Raw genomic sequence first — 17,394 nt, 5'->3', positions numbered from 1 at the left:
TCCCTCCGAGGGATCGGCGGTGGGGTCGTCTTTCGTAGACTGCCAGGTATGCCGCCGGTGCACGCGTCACGAGCCCCCCTGACCCCGGGGCGGCTGGGCCCGCGCCGGACCGTCCCCGCGTCCATCGAGCGGCCGGAGTACGTCGGTCGGCCGGGACCTCGACCCTGGACGGGCAGCAACGTGCTGGAGCCGGAGACGGTCGACCGCGTCCGCACCGCCTCGCGCATCGCGGCGCAGGCGCTGGCGGAGGTCGGTCGCCACGTGGTGCCCGGCGTGACGACGGACGAGCTCGACGCCGTCGGGCACGAGTTCCTCCTCGACCACGGGGCGTACCCGTCGACGCTCGGCTACCGCGGGTTCCCCAAGTCGCTGTGCACGTCGCTCAACGAGGTGATCTGCCACGGCATCCCGGACTCGACGGTCGTCGAGGACGGCGACATCGTCAACATCGACATCACGGCCTACATCGGCGGCGTGCACGGCGACACCAACGCGACGTTCCTGGCCGGGGACGTGGACGAGGAGTCACGGCTGCTCGTCGAGCGGACGCGTGAGGCGCTCGCCCGTGGCATCAAGGCCGTCGCACCCGGGCGCGAGCTCAACGTGATCGGCCGGGTGATCGAGCGGTACGCAGCCCGGTTCGGGTACGGCGTGGTGCGCGACTACACCGGCCACGGTGTCGGGCCGGCCTTCCACACGGGTCTGGTGGTGCCGCACTACGACGCGGCGCCGGCGTACGACACCGTGATCGAGCCGGGCATGGTGTTCACCATCGAGCCGATGCTCAACCTCGGCACCCCGGACTGGCTGATGTGGGACGACGACTGGACGGTCGTCACGGCCGACGGCCGGCGCAGCGCGCAGTTCGAGCACACCCTGCTGGTCACCGACACCGGAGCGGAGATCCTGACGCTGCCATGAGCGACACCTCGATCCTCGGCAAGAGCAAGATGCACACAGCCTTCGGCATCGACATCGGCGGGTCCGGCATCAAGGGCGCCCCGGTCGACCTGCGGACGGGCGAGTTCGCGGCGGACCGGGTGCGGATCCCGACGCCGCAGCCCGCCACCCCGGATGCGGTCGCAGCCACGGTGGCCGAGGTGGTGGACTCCTTCAAGCTGCGCCGGACGGTGCCGATCGGCGTCACCTTCCCGGCGGTGGTGCTGCACGGCGTCGCGCAGTCCGCAGCCAACGTCGACCCGTCGTGGATCGGCACCGACATCGAGAAGACGCTCCGGGCCGCCACCGGTCGGCGCGTGCTGGCCGTCAACGACGCGGACGCCGCAGGCTTCGCGGAGGTCGAGTACGGCGCCGCACGCGGCGTGCCGGGTCTCGTCATCGTCGTCACGCTCGGCACGGGGATCGGCACCGCGCTGATCAACGACGGCGTGCTGGTGCCGAACACGGAGCTCGGTCACCTGGAGATCGACGGGTTCGACGCGGAGGTCCGCGCGTCCGACGCGGCGCGCGACCGCGAGGACCTGAGCTGGGAGCAGTGGTCCGAACGCCTGCAGAGGTACTTCTCGGTGGTCGAGAAGCTCTTCTGGCCCGACCTCTTCGTGGTCGGCGGCGGCGTGAGCAAGAAGTACCAGGAGTTCCTCCCCCGCCTGACGCTGCGGGCGCCGATCGTGCCGGCCGCCCTGCGCAACGCAGCGGGCATCGTCGGCGCCGCCCGGCTGGCTGCCCGGGCGCACTGAGCCGACCCGGCCGCACCAGGCCCGGGACCTACCAGTGCTCGGCCGCGTGCCGAGCCTGCTCCCGCTGCAGCCGCAGCACGAGCCGGTACAGCGCGTCGCGGGTGCGCTCCGAGGGGTCGACGAGCGTCGCGCCGTAGCGCGTCCCGGTGCTGGACACCTCGTGCCGCACCACGCGCAGCCGGAGGTCGACCAGCTCCTCGCCCACAGGGAGCCCCAGCCGAAGCGTCGCACCCTCGTGCAGCTCCTCGGGCGCCATGAAGCGCGCGCCCGTCGCCGAGACGTCGAGCACGGTGACCCGCAGGCTCGCCGGGCTCGCCCCGCCCTCGAGGGTCGCCACGCAGCTGCACCGGTAGGCGGCCCGAGCCGCCGCCCGGCGCTGGTGACGGGCGAGGTCCTCCACGACGACGACGTCGACCGCGGCACCGTCGTCACGGGCCTCGACGGCCGCCACCAGGCCGGCGTACGAGCACACGCCCCGGACCGGGTCCAGCACCGTCACCCCGATGGACTCGCCGGGTTGCAGGCCGGGCAGCGCGGCATCGGCGCGCATCCGCAGCACGCCGTCGGCGTACTCGGTGACGTAGCCGCCGACGTCGCCGCTCGGCGTCGCGACCCGGCAGCCGGCAAGCTCGTGCACCCGCACATCCTCGCGCGCCGAATGGCCGGCGAACGACAGCGTCCACCGCGCGGCGGCGTGCGCCGACCGGCGGTGCTGCGGATGAGTCAGTCGATACGCCGGGTTCTGTGCCCGGTCACGGTCTCCCGCGACCGGGTGGCGGCCATCCATCTACGACGTACGTTGCCGCACGCCTCCAGCGGCCTACCCGGGAGCTCGGGCGGGCAGCCCTCGAACGCTCCCTGTCTGGCCTTGCTCCGGGTGGGGTTTGCCGAGCCGCACCGGTCGCCCGGTGCGCTGGTGGTCTCTTGCACCGCCGTTTCACCCTTGCCGGTCCCCGGAGGGGCCGGCGGTCTGTTCTCTGTGGCACTGTCCCGCGGGTCACCCCGGGTGGGTGTTACCCACCACCCTGCCCTACGGAGCCCGGACGTTCCTCGGCGGGCCTCCCTGCGGAGTCCCGACGCGGCCGCCTGACTGACTCATCCGCGCTGACCAGGGTAGCCGACGGCGATCTCAGGGTTCGTCCAGGGACTTCCCGGATCCATCGCGGGCGCCGCCACCGGAAGGATGATCCCGTGACCCCCATGACGAGCTCCGAGCTCTCCCCTGCGCCTGCGGCCGCACCGGCCACCGACGCCATCGCCTCCGCCCGCGCACTGACCAAGGTCTACGGATCGGGGTCCACCGAGGTGCACGCCCTGCGCGGCATCGACGTCGACCTGGGCCGTGGCGAGCTCACCGCGATCATGGGGCCGTCCGGATCGGGCAAGTCGACGCTGATGCACTGCCTCGCCGGCCTCGACCGGCCGACCTCCGGCACGGTGGTCGTGGACGGGCAGGACGTCTCGGCGATGTCCGAGCGCCGGCTGACCAAGCTGCGGCGGGACCGGGTGGGCTTCATCTTCCAGGCGTTCAACCTGGTGCCGACCCTGACGGCGGCCGAGAACATCACGCTCCCGCTGGACATCGCGCGGCGGCCGGTCGACCGCGGCCTGTTCGACGAGGTCGTGGACGCCGTCGGCCTGCGGGACAGGCTGACCCACAAGCCGGCCGAGCTGTCCGGCGGGCAGCAGCAGCGCGTCGCGTGCGCACGCGCGCTGGTGTCCCGTCCGGCCGTCGTCTTCGCCGACGAGCCGACCGGCAACCTCGACTCGCACGCGTCGGCCGAGGTGCTGGGCTTCCTGCGGCGCAGCGTGGACACCCTCGGCCAGTCGGTCGTCATGGTGACGCACGACCCGCGCGCGGCCTCGTACGCCCACCGCGTCCTGTTCCTCGCGGACGGGCTGTTCGTCGCCGAGCTGACCGACCCGACCGCCGCCAGCGTGCTGGACACGCTGGCCGGCCTCGAGGGCCTCGCCGCGCGGTCGCGGTCATGAGGCGCATCGCCTGGCGCGCCGTGCGTGCGCACCTCGGGCAGTTCGCCATGTCGATCGTCGCGGTGGCCCTCGGCGTCGCGTTCGTCACCGGCACCTTCTCGCTGCGCGAGATGCTCTCGTCGACGTTCGACGAGATCGTCGGCGCCTCCACCACCGCCGACGCCTACGTCCGGGTGCCCGACGACGGCTCGAACGTCGTGTCCGGCGAGCGGTCGGCCGCCCCCGGCCTCCCGCTCTCCCTGGCCGGCGCGCTGGAGCGGGTCCCCGGTGTGCAGGCTGTGATCCCGTCCCTGTCCGGGCCGATCACGTTGGTCGGCGCGAGCGGCACCGCCGTCCGGAGCACGCAGGCGCCCAGCTTCGCGCTGGCCTACGACCGCCGGGACCCCTCGGTCGCCGGGCTGACCGGCCGGGGGCCCGTCGGACGCGACGAGATCGCCGTCGAGCGGCACACGCTGGACTCCTCCGGCCTGCACGTCGGCGACCGCACCAAGGTCGTGCTCCTCGGGGACGTCCACGACGTCACGGTGGTCGGAGCCGTCGACTTCGGTGCGCCGATGGCCGGGGCGACGATCGTGCTGCTCGACCCCAGCGTGGAGCAGGCTGCGTTCGCGCCCGCGGGGACGACGTCGTCGTTCCAGGTGTACGCCGACAGGTCGGCCGGGCTGACCGAGCAGCAGCTGGTGGACCGCCTGGCGCCCGTCGCGAGCGACGCCCACGCCCAGGCGCTGACCGGTGCGGCGATGCGCACGGAGACCAGCTCGCAGATCTCCAAGCAGCTCGGCTTCGTGTCGACGTTCCTGCTCGTCTTCGCGCTCCTCGCGCTGTTCGTCGGGGCCTTCATCATCGCGAACACCTTCACCATGTCCGTGCGGCAGCGGATGCGGGAGTTCGCCCTGCTCCGGGCCGTCGGCGCGTCGCCGCGGCAGGTGTTCGGGTCGATCCTCACGCAGTCGGCCCTCGTCGGGGTGGTCGGCTCGGCCATCGGCGTCCTCGGCGGCCTCGGGCTGGTCGAGCTGATCGGCGTGGTGCTGCAGCGGATGGACATGACGCTGTCCACCCGCGTGCCGCTGTCCACGTCGACCGTGCTGATCGGTCTGGCAGTCGGCACGGGCGTCTCCGTCGCCGCGGCCTCGCTGCCCGCCCGGCGCGCCGCCGTCGTCCCGCCCGTCGAGGCGATGCGGGACGAGGTGACCGTGAACGAGCGGTCCTTGCGGCTGCGCGCCTGGGCCGGCCTGGTTCTCGTCGTCGCCGGTGCGGCCGCCGTGGTGGTGGCGGCCGTCCGCCCGCACCTCGGTTCCGCCGGCACCCTGCTGGGCGTCGGGGCGGGGTTCGTCCTGATCGGGACGCTCGTGGTCGGACCGGTCGTCGTGCCGGCCGTGGTGCGGCTGCTCGCCGCGCCCGCGGTGGCGTGGCTGCGTCCCGTCGGCCGGCTCGCCCGCGGGAACGTGGTGCGGAACCCGCGCCGTGCCGCCAACACCGCGGGAGCGCTGACGATCGGCATGGCGCTGGTCGGTGCGGCCGCCGTCATCGCGGCGAGCACGCAGGCGTCGGTCGGATCGCTGGTCAGCTCGGAGGTCAGCGCGGACTACGTGCTGCGGACCGGCATGAGCGACACGGTCGCACCCGCGCTCCTGCAGAAGGTGCGGGCGCTGCCGTCCGTGCAGCAGGCGGAGGGCTTCCCCTGGACGCACGTGCTGGCCGCCGTGGGTCGCGCGCCGACGGGCGCGGACGGGCAGGCGCTCGTCGCCGTCGAGCCGACGATGGTCGGGTCGCTGCTGCGGCCGTCGTCGACCGAGGGTTCGGTGACGCAGGCCCTCACCGGCGGCGAGCTGGTCGCGGACAAGCTCCTCGCCAAGGACAAGGGCTGGAAGATCGGCGACACGGTGTCCGTCACCGGCCCGCTGGGCGAGAAGTCGCTGCGGATCGGAGCGATAGCACGGTCGGGCGCCGTCGGGCAGGCGCTCTGGGCCTCCCCCTCGGTGGTCGACACGCTGGTGCCTGCCGCGCAGCAGCCGGACACGACCGTGCTGGTCAAGGCGGCCGCGGGCACCGACCTCAACGCCTTGCGGACGCAGCTGACCGACCTCTCGCGCCCCTACTACGTGGTCTCCGTCATGGACTCGAAGCAGTTCGTCGACGGCCTCGCGGCGCAGGTCAACCAGATGCTGGCCATCCTGTACGCGCTGCTCGGCCTGTCGGTGGCGATCGCCGTGCTCGGGATCGTCAACACCCTGGCGCTGTCGGTGATCGAGCGGACGCGTGAGATCGGCCTGCTGCGAGCGGTGGGTCTGGGACGGCTGCAGCTGTCGGGGGTGATCACCGTGGAGTCGGTCCTGACGGCCGTGTGCGGCACGGTGATCGGCCTCACGGTCGGCATCGGCCTGGCCGCCTCGCTGCCGCGGCTCTACGCCGACCAGGGGCTGTCGCAGCTCTCGGTACCGGGGTCGAGCCTGGCCGGGATGCTGGTGCTGGCCGTGCTCGTCGGCGTGGTCGCCGCGGTCTGGCCCGCGGTGCGCGCGGCACGGCTGCCCGTGCTGGACGCCGTCGCGCAGGAGTAGCCGGAACGGCGGCCGGTGGCGCGACAGGGGGCGCGTCCACCGGCCGTCTCGGCTCAGCGCGCCCAGCCCTCGCTCGGCACCCCGGCCACCGCGATCTCGTCGCGCTTGTCGCTGAACAGCCGGACGATGCTGACGGAGGCCGGTGCCACCCGCAGCTGTGACCACGACCCCGGTGCGGCCCCCATCGTCACGCCGAGCATCGCCCGGATGGCCACCGCGTGGCTGACCACCACCACGGTGCGACCCTCGCCGGCCGCCTGAAGCCGGTCCAGTCCGGCGCGCACCCGCTCACCGACGTCCGCGATCGACTCGCCGTCGGGCGGTCGGACCGTGCCGAGCGTGTGCCACGGCTCGAGCCGACCGGGCCACCGCTCCTCGACCTGTTCCGCGGTCAGCCCCTGCCACGCTCCGAAGTCGGCCTCCTGGAAGGTGGCGTCGGTCTCGACGTGCAGCCCGAGCCGTTCCGCCACCACAGCCGCGGTCTGCTGCGTGCGCACCATCGGCGACGCGATCACCCGGCTCGGGTAGGCGACGTCACCCCACAGGTCCCGCCCGACCCGGTCGACGAGCGCCGCCACGTCGGCCGCCTGGCGCCGGCCCGTCTCGTCCAGCGGCGGTCCCGGCTCGCTCGAGCCGGAGTACCCGCGTGAGACGGTCATCGCCGTCTGCCCGTGCCGCACCAGCACGACGGTGACCGGTTCCTCCTCGTCGAACCGCACGCCCGCCCCGGACGGGCGAGGTGCGCGCCGACCCGAGGAGCTGTCGGCTGCCGGAGTGCCGGCAGCCGCGGAGGACGACGAGGGGTCCCCGGACGCGGGGAGCAGGGAGCTCACGGACGAACTCTGACGTCGGTCGGGCGGCGACGCCACCCCGCGCCCCGGGCGGTGCGTCTGCATCCGTCAGCGGACGAGGATCCGCCCGCACTCCTCGCACCGGACCACCTGGTCCTCCGCCGCCGACCGGATCCGCTCCAGGTCGAGCGGGTTGAGCTCCATCCGGCACCCGTCGCACTGCCGGCCGCGCAGCGCCGCCGCCCCGCGACCTCCGAGCTGCCCGCGGAGCCGCTCGTACAACGCGAGCAGGCCGGCATCCAGGCCGGTCGCCGCGTTCTGGCGCTCCGCCCGCAGCCGGCCTGCCTCGTCGTCCAGCTCGCGCTCTGCCTGCTCCCGCTCGGCCGCCGACGCGGACTGCTGCTCGACCAGCGCCGCGTGCGCCTTCTCGAGCTCGGCCAGCGCGGCCGTGTGCGCCTCCAGGCGCTCCATCACCGCGAGCTCGACCTCCTCCAGGTCGGCCTGCCGCCGGGCCAGGCTCTCGATCTCGCTGGTCAGCGCCTGCGCGTCCTTGGCGCCGGCGCCCGCCTGCAGGCGCGCCTGGTCCCGCACGGCCCGGCTGCGCACCTGCTCGACGTCGGTCTCCGCCTTCGACAGCTCCCGGCGCAGGTCTCCCGCCGCCGTGCGTGACGTGACCAGCGCCGTGTCCAGGTCCGCGAGCTGTGCCGCCAGCTCGCTGATCCGCTCGAGCACCGGCAGGGTCCGGCGGCGGTGCGCGTTCTGGTCCAGACGCGTGTCGAGCTCCTGCACCTCGAGGAGGCGGTGCTGGTCGGCGGCGGGGGCTGTGGTCACGAGTCTCCTTCGGATGCGCCGGCCAGCGGCGCCGGACCGTCCACACGGGCGGTCCACGGATCGGTGCGCAGGGTGCTGACGCGGGTGCTCACGGTAGCGCCCACCGCGCCGAGGTCTCGTTCGAGCGCCGCTGCGGCGCGGCGCAACCACGGCCACTCCGAGGCGAAGTGCGCGGTGTCGACCAGCGCGGGGACGCCCGTCGGCGACTCGAACAGCGCACGCTCGCGCTGCTCGGAGGCGGGGTGGTGGCGCAGGTCGGACGTCACGTACACGTCCACCCCGGCCGCGCGGACGGCATCGAGCTCGCTGTCGCCCGAGCCGCCGAGCACCGCCACACTCTCGACGCGAAGGTCGGACGCACCGGCGTACCGCACACCCTGGGGTGTGGCCGGCAGGGCCGCCGCGACCGCACGTGCGAAGGCGTCGAGGGTCGTCGGGGTGGGCAGTCGCCCGACCCGACCGAGACCTGTGCCGCCCGGCAGCGCCGCGAGCTCCAGCACGTCGAACGCCGGCTCCTCGTACGGGTGCGCGGAGCGCATCGCGGCGACCACGGCCGCGCGCCGGTCGCGGGTCGCGACCATCTCGACCCGCGCCTCCACGACGTGCGCCCGCTCCCCCGGTGCCCCGACAGCCGGGTGCGCGTCCCCGGACGGCACGAACGTGCCCTCGCCCGTGCTCGACCACGCGCACCGGCTGTACTCGCCCAACGCTCCCGCACCCGCGGCCGCCATCGCGTCGACCAGCTGCTCCGCGCCGCCCACGGGCACGAACACCACGTGCTTGTCGAGCGCGGGTCCCGGGTCCGCGACCAGAGGCCGGGTGTCCACGAGGCCGACCGCCGCCGCCAGGGCGTCGGCGACGCCGTCGGCGGCCGCGTCGGCGTTCGTGTGGGCGTTGTACAGCGCGGCGCCGCCGCGCAGCAGCCGGTGCACGACCGACCCCTTGAAGGTCGTCACGGCGACGGAGTGCACGGGGCGCAGGAAGAGGGGGTGGTGGGTGACGACCAGATCGGCGCCCCACTCCAGCGCCTCGTCCACGACGGCGGCGACGGGGTCGACGGCGAACAGCACCCGCCGCACGGCCTGTTCCGGGTCCCCGACGACGAGGCCCACGGAGTCCCACGACTGTGCCGTCGCGGGCGGATACCGCCCGTCGAGCGCACGGACCACCTGCGCCAGCGTCGGCGTACCGGGGGGTGGTGGGCTCGAGGCGCTCATCGCCGCCAACCTATCGCCCAGCCGGGCACCGCTAGGCTGTGGCGTCCTCGGGGCCTGTAGCTCAGTTGGTCAGAGCGCCGCGCTTACACCGCGGAGGTCGTCGGTTCGAGACCGGCCGGGCCCACCCTCGTCGCTCCCTGGTCGCCGCTCCGCGTCCGTGCGGAACGGTCAGCGACCCCGGCCGCGGGTCGCCAGCCGCGTGGCGGACCAGTCCGGGGCGATCGAGAAGGTCGACATCGCGTGCAGGCCCGACGTCGTGGCGGCCTCCTCGATGTCGCTGTGCGACACGTGGCCGGCACGGCCGGCCTTGGGCGTCAGCACCCAGATCGGTCCGGCGCCGTCCAGCACCGTCATGGCGTCCACCAGGGCGTCGGTCAGGTCGCCGTCGTCCTCCCGGAACCAGATCAGGGCGCCGTCGGTGACGTCGTCGTAGTCCTCGTCGACCAGCTCCGAACCCGTCAGGGCCTCGAGCCCCCGGCGCAGGTCCTCGTCGACGTCGTCGTCGTAACCGAACTCCTGGATCACCTGCCCGGAGATGAAACCCAGATGCGCCGCCTGCGCGGCTGCGTCGTCCGCGGTGGATGACACGACCTGACTGCTCCCTTCGGGCCGACCTGCTGATGACCGCACACGCTAGCCCACGCACCTCCGGTTGGCCCCGACAAGAGCTCTCAGGCGCCGCGCGCCGCCCGGTGTCGCCGACGTCACGCTGCGGCACGGGTCCTCGTGTGACTTTCGGCCCACGGACGGCGGAGAATGTGGGGCACTGCCCGATGCGCCGCGGCCACAGCCGCCACCCGCGGAGGGACCGGATGCGCACCGGGGCGACCAACGTCCCGGCGTGCACGAGAGCGCAAGGAGCGAAGGTGGCGTCGATCGACGAGACGGGTCCCCTCATCGGCGGACTTCTCAGCCAGGTTCCGGACATCGACCCCGAGGAGACCGGGGAGTGGCTCGAGTCGCTGGACGGGCTGATCGACTCGGAGGGCGGTCCCCGCGCTCGCTACGTGCTGATGAGCATGCTGCGGCACGCCCGGCAGCGGAACGTCGCGATCCCGGCCTCTCTCAACACGCCGTACGTGAACACGATCGCGGTGCACAACGAGCCGTACTTCCCCGGTGACGAGGTGATGGAGCGCCAGTACCGGCGCCTGATCCGCTGGAACGCGGCCGTGATGGTGACCCGCGCGCAGCGGCCCGGCGTCGCCGTCGGCGGGCACATCTCGTCGTACGCGTCCGTCGCGACGCTCTACGAGGTCGGCCTCAACCACTTCTTCCGCGGCAAGGACCACCCGGGCGGCGGTGACCAGGTCTACTTCCAGGGCCACGCCTCCCCCGGCGTGTACGCCCGCGCCTTCCTCGAGGGCCGTCTGAGCGCCGAGCAGCTCGACGGGTTCCGCCAGGAGCTGTCCCACCCGGGCGGCGGTCTGCCGTCCTACCCGCACCCCCGCCTGCTGCCCGACCTGTGGGAGTTCCCGACCGTGTCCATGGGCCTCGGCCCGTCGTCGGCGATCTACCAGGCGTGGACCAACCGCTACCTGCACGAGCGCGGCATCAAGGACACCAGCCAGCAGGACGTGTGGGCGTTCCTCGGCGACGGCGAGATGGACGAGCCGGAGTCGCGCGGCATGCTGCAGCTCGCCTCGTCGCAGGGCCTGGACAACCTGACGTTCGTCGTCAACTGCAACCTGCAGCGGCTGGACGGTCCGGTGCGCGGCAACGGCAAGATCATCCAGGAGCTCGAGGCGCAGTTCCGTGGCGCCGGCTGGAACGTCATCAAGGTGATCTGGGGCCGCGAGTGGGACGTCCTGCTCAACGCGGACAAGGACCGCGCCCTGGTCAACCTGATGAACGTCACCCCGGACGGCGACTTCCAGACGTACCGGGCGGAGGACGGCGCGTTCATCCGCGAGCACTTCTTCGGCCGCGACCCGCGGACCAAGAAGCTCGTCGAGAACATGACGGACGACGACATCTGGGCGCTCAAGCGTGGCGGCCACGACTACCGCAAGGTGTACGCGGCCTACAAGGCCGCCCGCGAGCACACCGGTCAGCCGACGGTCATCCTCGCCCACACCATCAAGGGCTACGGGCTCGGCTCCGGGTTCGCCGGCCGCAACGCGACGCACCAGATGAAGAAGCTCAAGGTCGACGAGCTGAAGACCCTCCGCGACACGTTGCACCTGCCCATCACGGACGCGCAGCTCGAGGAGAACCCGTACCTCCCGCCGTACTACAACCCGGGTCCGGACGACGAGGCCATCCAGTACATGCTGGAGCGGCGTCGTCAGCTGGGCGGCTTCGTCCCGGAGCGCCGCGCGACGTACAAGCCGCTGGTCCTGCCGGAGCCCAAGGTGTACGAGCGGCTGGCCAAGGGCTCGGGCACGCAGCAGGTGGCCACGACGATGGCCCTGGTCCAGCTGTTCAAGGACCTGGTCAAGGACAAGGCCATCGGCTCCCGCCTGGTGCCGATCGTCCCGGACGAGGCCCGCACGTTCGGCCTCGACGCCCTCTTCCCGAGCGCCAAGATCTTCAACACGCTCGGGCAGCACTACATGGCGGTCGACCGTGAGCTGATGCTCTCCTACAAGGAGTCGCCGTCCGGCCAGATCATGCACACCGGCATCAACGAGGCCGGTTCCGCCTCGGCGTTCCAGGCCACGGGCACCAGCTACGCCACGCACGGCGAGCCGCTGATCCCGTTCTACTTCTACTACTCGATGTTCGGGTTCCAGCGGACCGGCGACCAGTTCTGGGCCGCCGGCGACCAGATGGCCCGCGGGTTCCTGGTCGGCGCCACCGCGGGCCGGACCACCCTGACCGGTGAGGGTCTGCAGCACGCCGACGGCCACTCGCCGGTGCTGGCCGCGACCATGCCGCACGTCGTCCACTACGACCCGGCGTACGGGTACGAGATCCGGCACATCGTGCGGGACGGCATCGAGCGCATGTACGGCGACGGGACCGACGGGCGCGACCCGAACGTCGTCTACTACCTGACCGTCTACAACGAGCCGATGCCGCAGCCCGCGGAGCCGGAGAACGTGGACGTCGAGGGCATCCTGCGCGGCATCTACCTGGTCAGCCCGGCCGAGGGCGACGGACCCCGCGCCCAGATCCTCGCGTCCGGCGTGGGCGTCCCGTGGGCGCTCGAGGCGCAGCAGCTGCTCGCCGAGGACTGGGGCGTGCGCGCCGCGGTCTGGTCGGTGACCAGCTGGAACGAGCTGCGCCGCGACGGCCTCGCCGCCGACGAGCACGCCTTCCTGCACCCCGGCGAGCCGGCACGCGTGCCGTACCTGACCGCCAAGCTCGCCGGTGCGGAGGGCCCGTTCGTCGCGACGTCGGACTTCGACCACCTGGTCCCCGACCAGGTGCGCGCGTGGATCCCCGGCCGGTACGCCACCCTCGGTGCCGACGGGTTCGGGTTCTCGGACACGCGCGCCGCCGCACGCCGCCACTTCAAGATCGACGGTCCGTCGGTCGCCGTGCGGGTGCTGCAGCAGCTGGTCGCCGAGGGTGCGGTGGACCCGTCCCTGCCGGGCCAGGCCATCGAGCGGTACCGGCTCTACGACGTCACGGCCGGCACCTCGGGCGCCACGGGCGGCGACAGCTGATCCGTACCGGTCCTACGACGCGGCCCGTCCGGTGCATCCGGGCGGGCCGCGGTGCTGTCGGCGGCAGCGCACCACGGTCCGCGCCTCCCTGAAGCCGCACGGGCGCCAGGGCGCCGTGGCACGGGGGTCAGGTGCCCGGGAGGGCCTGCTCCGCTTCGGCGACCGCCTGGGTCAGCTCCGCCCGCATCGGCTGCACGGCTGCCTGGTCGGGGTAGAGCGACAACGCGTCGAGGTGCTGCTTGGCGTCCAGCGGCCGCCCGGCCTCGATGGACGCGAGCACCAGCTCGCGCGCCACCTCCGGATCGTGCTCGCGGGGCCGCCAGTGACCCACGCCGAGCCCGAGCGCCTCGACCGGCTGACCGGCCTCGCGCAGCAGCGCCAGGCCTTGGGCCAGGGCGCGTCCGGAAGGGTCGCGCTCGGCGGCCGTCACCACGCGCCGCATGGTCCCGTCGTGGTCGTCGTGCACCGACAGCCGGGCCAGCTCGATGAGCGGGTACCACCCGCGCGGGTTGCCGGCGAACTCCTCGGCGAGCGCCCAGACGGCGAGGTCGGCGGCGTGCCGCCGCTCCTGCTCGTCGGCCGGCGCCGTCAGCGGGTCCTGGTCGGCGACCGACTCCGCCGCCCGGCGCCGGACGATCTCGGCGAGCGCCTGGAACGCCCGCTCGTTGTTCGGGTCGTCCGCCAGCATGGACCGCAGCGCGTCCTCGTGGAGGGTGTCGCCGCGACGCTGGCTCGACGTCGGACGACGCGCTCCGACGCGTGATGCCGACGACGGGCGTCGGATCAGCTGACGGAGACGAGGCAGGAGTGCCATGCAGCGACCATAGCCGAGGGCGTCTCGCCGCACCCGGCCACCCGGAGCCCGTGCAGGGCCGCCTGGTGCCCGCCGTGACCTCCGCCGCCCGACGACGCGTTCCGGGCAGTTTGTCGACTCCCCACAAGTGCGCCCGTATGCTCCGGGCATGAACCCTGCGAGCCCCCGTGGCGGACCCGCTGACGGTCGTACGTCGACGACAGCGGGACGGGGCCCCGACGGCACGCACCGCCCGCCCCGCGGACCACGGGTGGCCCCGTCCCCCTCCACCAGCCCGGAGACGCAGCGCCGCGTGCGGGAGGCCGCGGGCGACCTCGCCGCGGCGACGATGCGCCGCCTCGACGCCGACCTCGAGTGGTACCGGGCACTGCCCGCCGAGGACCGGTCGTGGGTGGGGCTGGTCGCCCAGGCGGGCATCACCGCCTTCGTGCAGTGGTTCTCGGACCCGACCCGCGCACCCGCCGGAGCCGGGGAGATCTTCTCCGGCGCACCGCCCGAGCTCACCCGGTCGATCTCGTTGCAGCACACGCTGCAGCTGGTGCGCATCGGCGTGGACGTCGTCGAGGCGCACAGCGACCGCCTCGCCGCCCCGGGCGAGGAGCGGGAGCTGCGCGAGGCGGTGCTGCGCTACTCCCGCGAGGTCGCCTTCTCGGCGGCGGACGTCTACGCCCGGGCGGCGGAGGTGCGGGGCGCGTGGGACGCCCGCCTCGAGGCGCTGGTCGTCGACTCGCTGGTCCGCGGCGACGTCGACGACTCGCTCCGGTCCAGGGTCGCCGCGCTCGGCTGGCGCGGCCACGGCGCGATGCTCGTGGTGGTCGGCACGACGACGTCCTCGCTGGAGGAGGTTCGCGCCACCGACCTGCGCCGCGCGACGCGTCGCGAGGCCGACGTCCTCGTCGGCATCCAGGGCGACCGCCTCGTCGTGTTCCTCTCCGGCGACGGGGACCTCGGTGCCGTGGTGACCAGCCTGCTGCCGCGGTTCGGTCCGGGGCCCGTCGTGGTGGGGCCGCCGGCCCAGGACCTCGCCGACTGCGCACGCTCGGCCCGGGCAGCGCTGGCCGGTCTCCAGGCGGCCGCGGCCTGGGCGAACGCCCCACGACCGGTCCAGGCGGACGAGCTGCTCCCGGAACGTGTCCTGGTCGGGGACACCACCGCCCGCCGCCAGCTGGTCGCGCGGGCCTACGCGCCGCTCGCCGCGGGCCAGGGCGCCCTGCTCGACACCCTGACCGCGTACCTCGGCACCGGACGTTCGCTCGAGGCCGCGGCGCGGTCGCTCTACGTGCACCCGAACACGGTCCGGTACCGCCTGCGTCGCGTCGCGGAGATCACGGGCTGGGACCCGCTGGATGCACGCGACTCGTACGTGCTCCAGACGTCGGTCGCGCTCGGGCGCCTCGACGGCGTGGCGCCCGCGAGCTGATCGGCTTGTAGGACTCTCACAAGGGCGTCCGACGAGGTTGGTGCCCGCCGTGACCGGGACGGGTTGACGTCACCCGGCACAGTGGTCGGGTGCTCGTCGTCGTCTGCCCCGGCCAGGGTGCCCAGTCCCCCGGCATGCTCACCCCCTGGCTCGAGGTGCCCGGTGTGGCCCCCGCGCTCCACCGCGCCGCGGAGGTGACGGGCGTCGACCTGGTCCGCCACGGCACCACGTCGGACGCCGACACCATCCGCGACACGGCCGTCGCCCAGCCCCTGCTGGTCGCCTCGGCACTCGCGTCGTTGCGAGCGGTCCTCGGCGCCTCCGAGCCCACCGCCGGGTGGACCGAGGTGGTCGCCGGACGACTGGGCGGCGTCGGGGGGCACTCGGTGGGAGAGCTTGCGGCGCTGGCGATCTCGGGCGTGGTGTCCGACGACGAGGCGCTGCGCCTGGTCGCCGTGCGGGGCGCCGCGATGGCACGGGCGGCCGCTGCCGGACCGACCACCGGGATGAGCGCCGTGCTCGGCGGCGACCCGCAGGAGGTGCTGACCGCGATCGCCCGGCACGGGCTCGTGGCCGCCAACGTCAACGGTGGCGGGCAGGTGGTCGCCGCCGGCCCGCTGGACCGCCTCGCGGCGCTGGCCGCAGAGCCGCCGGCCAAGGCGCGGATCATCGCCCTGCAGGTCGCCGGAGCGTTCCACACGGACGTGATGGCCCCCGCGGTGGCTGACCTGCAGGCGGCAGCCGACCAGGTGGTGCCCGCGGACCCGACCACCCCGCTGCTCAGCAACGCCGACGGCGAGCTCGTCTCGTCCGGCGCCGAGGCCCTCGCCCGCGTCGTCGCGCAGGTCGCGCGTCCGGTCCGGTGGGACCTGTGCCAGCAGACGATGGCCGAGCAGGGCGTGACCGGGCTGCTCGAGGTCGCCCCCGGCGGCGTCCTGACCGGACTGGCCCGGCGTACGCTGCCCGGGGTCGAGACCGTCGCGCTGAAGTCGCCGGCCGACCTGGACGCCGCGCGGGACCTCGTGCTGCGGCACACCGCGCCCACCGCGAAGGAGCAGCAGTGACCCGTCCCACCCTGACGCAGTCCAGCGGTGCCGCGCACAGCCGGATCCTCGGTCTCGGAGGCGCACGCGGCGAGCGCGTCGTCCCGAACGACGAGCTGGTCGGCCCGATCGACTCGTCCGACGAGTGGATCCAGCAGCGCACCGGCATCGTCACCCGGCGCCGGGCCGGCGCCGACGTCTCGGTGCTGGACCTCGCCGAGGAGGCGGCCCGCGCCGCGATCGCCGACGCCGGGCTGACCGGTGCGGACATCGACGCGGTGATCCTGTCGACCGTCACCTACTTCCACCAGACGCCGGCCGGCGCCGCGATCGTCGCCGACCGGATCGGTGCGACGCCGGCTGCCGCCTACGACATCTCGGCGGCGTGCGCGGGCTACTGCTACGGCATCGGCCAGGCCGACGCCCTGGTCCGGGCCGGAGCCGCGCGCAACGTGCTGGTGATCGGCGCCGAGAAGATGAGCGAGTTCGTCGACCCGACCGACCGGTCGATCTCGTTCCTGCTGGGCGACGGCGCCGGTGCCGTCGTCGTCGGTCCGTCGGACTTCCCGGGCATCGGCCCGACGGTCTGGGGGTCCGACGGCGGGCAGTCCCAGCTGATCCGGCAGACGCACTCGTGGCTGCAGTGGCGCGAGGACTCCTCGCTCGGCTGGCCGACGCTGCGGCAGGAGGGTCAGTCGGTGTTCAAGTGGGCCGTCTGGCAGATGGCCCCGATCGCGCAGAAGGCGCTGGACGCCGCCGGCGTGACGGCCGACCAGATCGACGTCTTCGTGCCGCACCAGGCGAACATGCGGATCATCGACCTGCTGATCAAGCAGCTGAAGCTGCCCGAGACCGTCGTGGTCGGACGTGACATCGCCGACACCGGCAACACGTCGGCCGCCTCGATCCCCCTGGCGACGGAGCGTCTGCGCCGCGAGGGCAAGGCGAAGTCCGGCGACCTGTGCCTGCAGATCGGCTTCGGCGCGGGGCTGGTGTACGCCGCCCAGGTCGTCGTGCTGCCCTGACGCCGTCGCGACCCGCTGTAGGTTTCGTCCGACCCGCACCACCGACACGAGGAGAACCCCCATGGCGTACACCGAGCAGGAGATCCTGGCCGGCCTGGCCGAGATCGTCAGCGAGGAGACCGGCCTGCCGACCGACTCCGTCCTGCCCGAGAAGTCCTTCACCGACGACCTCGACATCGACTCGCTCTCGATGATGACGATCGTCACGCTGGCCGAGGAGAAGTTCTCGGTCACCATCCCCGACGACGAGGTCAAGAACCTCGCCACCGTCGGCGACGCCGTGTCGTTCATCGCCGGCGCACAGGCCTGATCGGCTCCGGCCGCTGTCACCGGCCGGTGCCGGCGCCCTCGGTGCCCGCACCGGCCGGTGACACCCCCGTCCCCCTCACGAC

Annotated in this window: 15 protein-coding genes, 1 tRNA gene and 1 other RNA gene; 10 read left to right on the top strand and 7 right to left on the bottom strand. The window is 73.6% G+C overall.

All coding sequences use genetic code 11. The annotated features are described in order from the left end of the window. Positions 1–48 precede the first annotated feature (48 nt). On the top strand, positions 49–921 hold the full coding sequence (map, locus tag QMF98_RS07080; RefSeq protein WP_337975291.1) for a type I methionyl aminopeptidase: 873 nt from the start codon (positions 49–51) through the stop codon (positions 919–921). Next, positions 918–1,697, top strand: a complete 780-nt coding sequence (gene ppgK / locus QMF98_RS07075) for a polyphosphate--glucose phosphotransferase (RefSeq protein WP_337975290.1) — start codon at positions 918–920, stop codon at positions 1,695–1,697. The genes map and ppgK overlap by 4 nt, the downstream gene beginning before the upstream one ends. Before the next feature lie 28 nt (positions 1,698–1,725). Here ppgK and QMF98_RS07070 read toward each other — a convergent pair whose 3' ends face one another. Further along, positions 1,726–2,334 carry a PilZ domain-containing protein gene (locus tag QMF98_RS07070; protein WP_337975289.1) on the bottom strand — a complete coding sequence of 203 codons (609 nt, stop codon included), beginning with the start codon at positions 2,332–2,334 and terminating at the stop codon, positions 1,726–1,728. A gap of 78 nt (positions 2,335–2,412) precedes the next feature. Next, an RNA gene (gene rnpB / locus QMF98_RS07065) (RNase P RNA component class A) lies at positions 2,413–2,795 on the bottom strand. Positions 2,796–2,897: 102 nt separating this feature from the next. Between rnpB and QMF98_RS07060 the strand changes: the two genes are divergently transcribed. Both QMF98_RS07060 and QMF98_RS07055 read left to right on the top strand, forming a co-directional pair. Next, the gene (locus QMF98_RS07060; RefSeq protein WP_337975566.1) at positions 2,898–3,689 is read left to right on the top strand and encodes an ABC transporter ATP-binding protein; all 792 of its coding nucleotides are present in this window, start codon (positions 2,898–2,900) and stop codon (positions 3,687–3,689) included. Further along, positions 3,686–6,247 carry an ABC transporter permease gene (locus tag QMF98_RS07055; protein WP_337975288.1) on the top strand — a complete coding sequence of 854 codons (2,562 nt, stop codon included), beginning with the start codon at positions 3,686–3,688 and terminating at the stop codon, positions 6,245–6,247. Before QMF98_RS07060 ends, QMF98_RS07055 begins: the two co-directional genes overlap by 4 nt. Positions 6,248–6,300: 53 nt before the next feature. On the opposite strand, the gene QMF98_RS07050 is transcribed toward QMF98_RS07055, so the two are convergent. The 3 genes from QMF98_RS07050 to QMF98_RS07040 form a co-directional block, all read right to left on the bottom strand. After that, entirely contained in the window at positions 6,301–7,080 is a 780-nt protein-coding gene (locus QMF98_RS07050; protein ID WP_337975287.1) for a histidine phosphatase family protein, read from the bottom strand. A gap of 66 nt (positions 7,081–7,146) precedes the next feature. After that, entirely contained in the window at positions 7,147–7,869 is a 723-nt protein-coding gene (locus QMF98_RS07045) for a zinc ribbon domain-containing protein (RefSeq protein ID WP_337975286.1), read from the bottom strand. After that, positions 7,866–9,086, bottom strand: coding sequence for a Nif3-like dinuclear metal center hexameric protein (locus QMF98_RS07040; RefSeq protein WP_337975285.1), 1,221 nt, complete (start codon positions 9,084–9,086; stop codon positions 7,866–7,868). Before QMF98_RS07040 ends, QMF98_RS07045 begins: the two co-directional genes overlap by 4 nt. Before the next feature lie 50 nt (positions 9,087–9,136). Here QMF98_RS07040 and QMF98_RS07035 point away from each other — a divergent pair. Further along, a tRNA-Val gene (locus QMF98_RS07035) sits at positions 9,137–9,210 on the top strand. Positions 9,211–9,254: 44 nt separating this feature from the next. Here the strand turns inward: QMF98_RS07035 and QMF98_RS07030 are convergent. Next, positions 9,255–9,674 carry a DUF3052 domain-containing protein gene (locus QMF98_RS07030; RefSeq protein WP_263730295.1) on the bottom strand — a complete coding sequence of 140 codons (420 nt, stop codon included), beginning with the start codon at positions 9,672–9,674 and terminating at the stop codon, positions 9,255–9,257. Between the two features lie 278 nt (positions 9,675–9,952). Between QMF98_RS07030 and aceE the strand changes: the two genes are divergently transcribed. Next, positions 9,953–12,700: a pyruvate dehydrogenase (acetyl-transferring), homodimeric type gene (gene aceE, locus QMF98_RS07025; protein WP_337975284.1), complete on the top strand. Its 2,748-nt coding sequence runs from the start codon at positions 9,953–9,955 to the stop codon at positions 12,698–12,700. 127 nt (positions 12,701–12,827) lie between these two features. On the opposite strand, the gene QMF98_RS07020 is transcribed toward aceE, so the two are convergent. Further along, positions 12,828–13,514 (bottom strand): hypothetical protein, encoded by a 687-nt coding sequence (locus tag QMF98_RS07020; RefSeq protein WP_337975283.1) that lies wholly within the window; start codon positions 13,512–13,514, stop codon positions 12,828–12,830. Positions 13,515–13,662: 148 nt separating this feature from the next. Here QMF98_RS07020 and QMF98_RS07015 point away from each other — a divergent pair, with 148 nt between their 5' ends. The 4 genes from QMF98_RS07015 to QMF98_RS07000 all read left to right on the top strand — a co-directional run bounded on the left by QMF98_RS07015 (position 13,663) and on the right by QMF98_RS07000 (position 17,312). After that, entirely contained in the window at positions 13,663–14,934 is a 1,272-nt protein-coding gene (locus QMF98_RS07015; protein ID WP_490715653.1) for a PucR family transcriptional regulator, read from the top strand. A gap of 89 nt (positions 14,935–15,023) precedes the next feature. Then, positions 15,024–15,998: an ACP S-malonyltransferase gene (locus QMF98_RS07010; RefSeq protein WP_337975281.1), complete on the top strand. Its 975-nt coding sequence runs from the start codon at positions 15,024–15,026 to the stop codon at positions 15,996–15,998. Beyond that, positions 15,995–17,002 (top strand): beta-ketoacyl-ACP synthase III, encoded by a 1,008-nt coding sequence (locus QMF98_RS07005; protein ID WP_263730290.1) that lies wholly within the window; start codon positions 15,995–15,997, stop codon positions 17,000–17,002. Before QMF98_RS07010 ends, QMF98_RS07005 begins: the two co-directional genes overlap by 4 nt. A gap of 61 nt (positions 17,003–17,063) precedes the next feature. After that, entirely contained in the window at positions 17,064–17,312 is a 249-nt protein-coding gene (locus QMF98_RS07000; protein WP_263730289.1) for an acyl carrier protein, read from the top strand. Positions 17,313–17,394: the final 82 nt, after the last annotated feature.

The organism is Cellulomonas sp. NTE-D12 (assembly GCF_027923705.1).
Taxonomy (GTDB): domain Bacteria; phylum Actinomycetota; class Actinomycetes; order Actinomycetales; family Cellulomonadaceae; genus Cellulomonas.
The sequence above is the reverse complement of the archived record's forward strand: the minus strand, read 5'-3'. Positions and strand labels throughout refer to the sequence as shown.

Bases quoted from the DNA above. Each gene is read 5' to 3' on its own strand.
- map (WP_337975291.1), top strand. From the start codon at position 49: ATGCCGCCGGTGCACGCGTCACGAGCCCCCCTGACCCCGGGGCGGCTG.
- ppgK (WP_337975290.1), top strand. From the start codon at position 918: ATGAGCGACACCTCGATCCTCGGCAAGAGCAAGATGCACACAGCCTTC.
- QMF98_RS07060 (WP_337975566.1), top strand. From the start codon at position 2,898: ATGACGAGCTCCGAGCTCTCCCCTGCGCCTGCGGCCGCACCGGCCACC.
- QMF98_RS07055 (WP_337975288.1), top strand. From the start codon at position 3,686: ATGAGGCGCATCGCCTGGCGCGCCGTGCGTGCGCACCTCGGGCAGTTC.
- QMF98_RS07040 (WP_337975285.1), bottom strand. From the start codon at position 9,086: ATGAGCGCCTCGAGCCCACCACCCCCCGGTACGCCGACGCTGGCGCAG.
- QMF98_RS07020 (WP_337975283.1), bottom strand. From the start codon at position 13,514: ATGGCACTCCTGCCTCGTCTCCGTCAGCTGATCCGACGCCCGTCGTCG.
- QMF98_RS07015 (WP_490715653.1), top strand. From the start codon at position 13,663: ATGAACCCTGCGAGCCCCCGTGGCGGACCCGCTGACGGTCGTACGTCG.
- QMF98_RS07000 (WP_263730289.1), top strand. From the start codon at position 17,064: ATGGCGTACACCGAGCAGGAGATCCTGGCCGGCCTGGCCGAGATCGTC.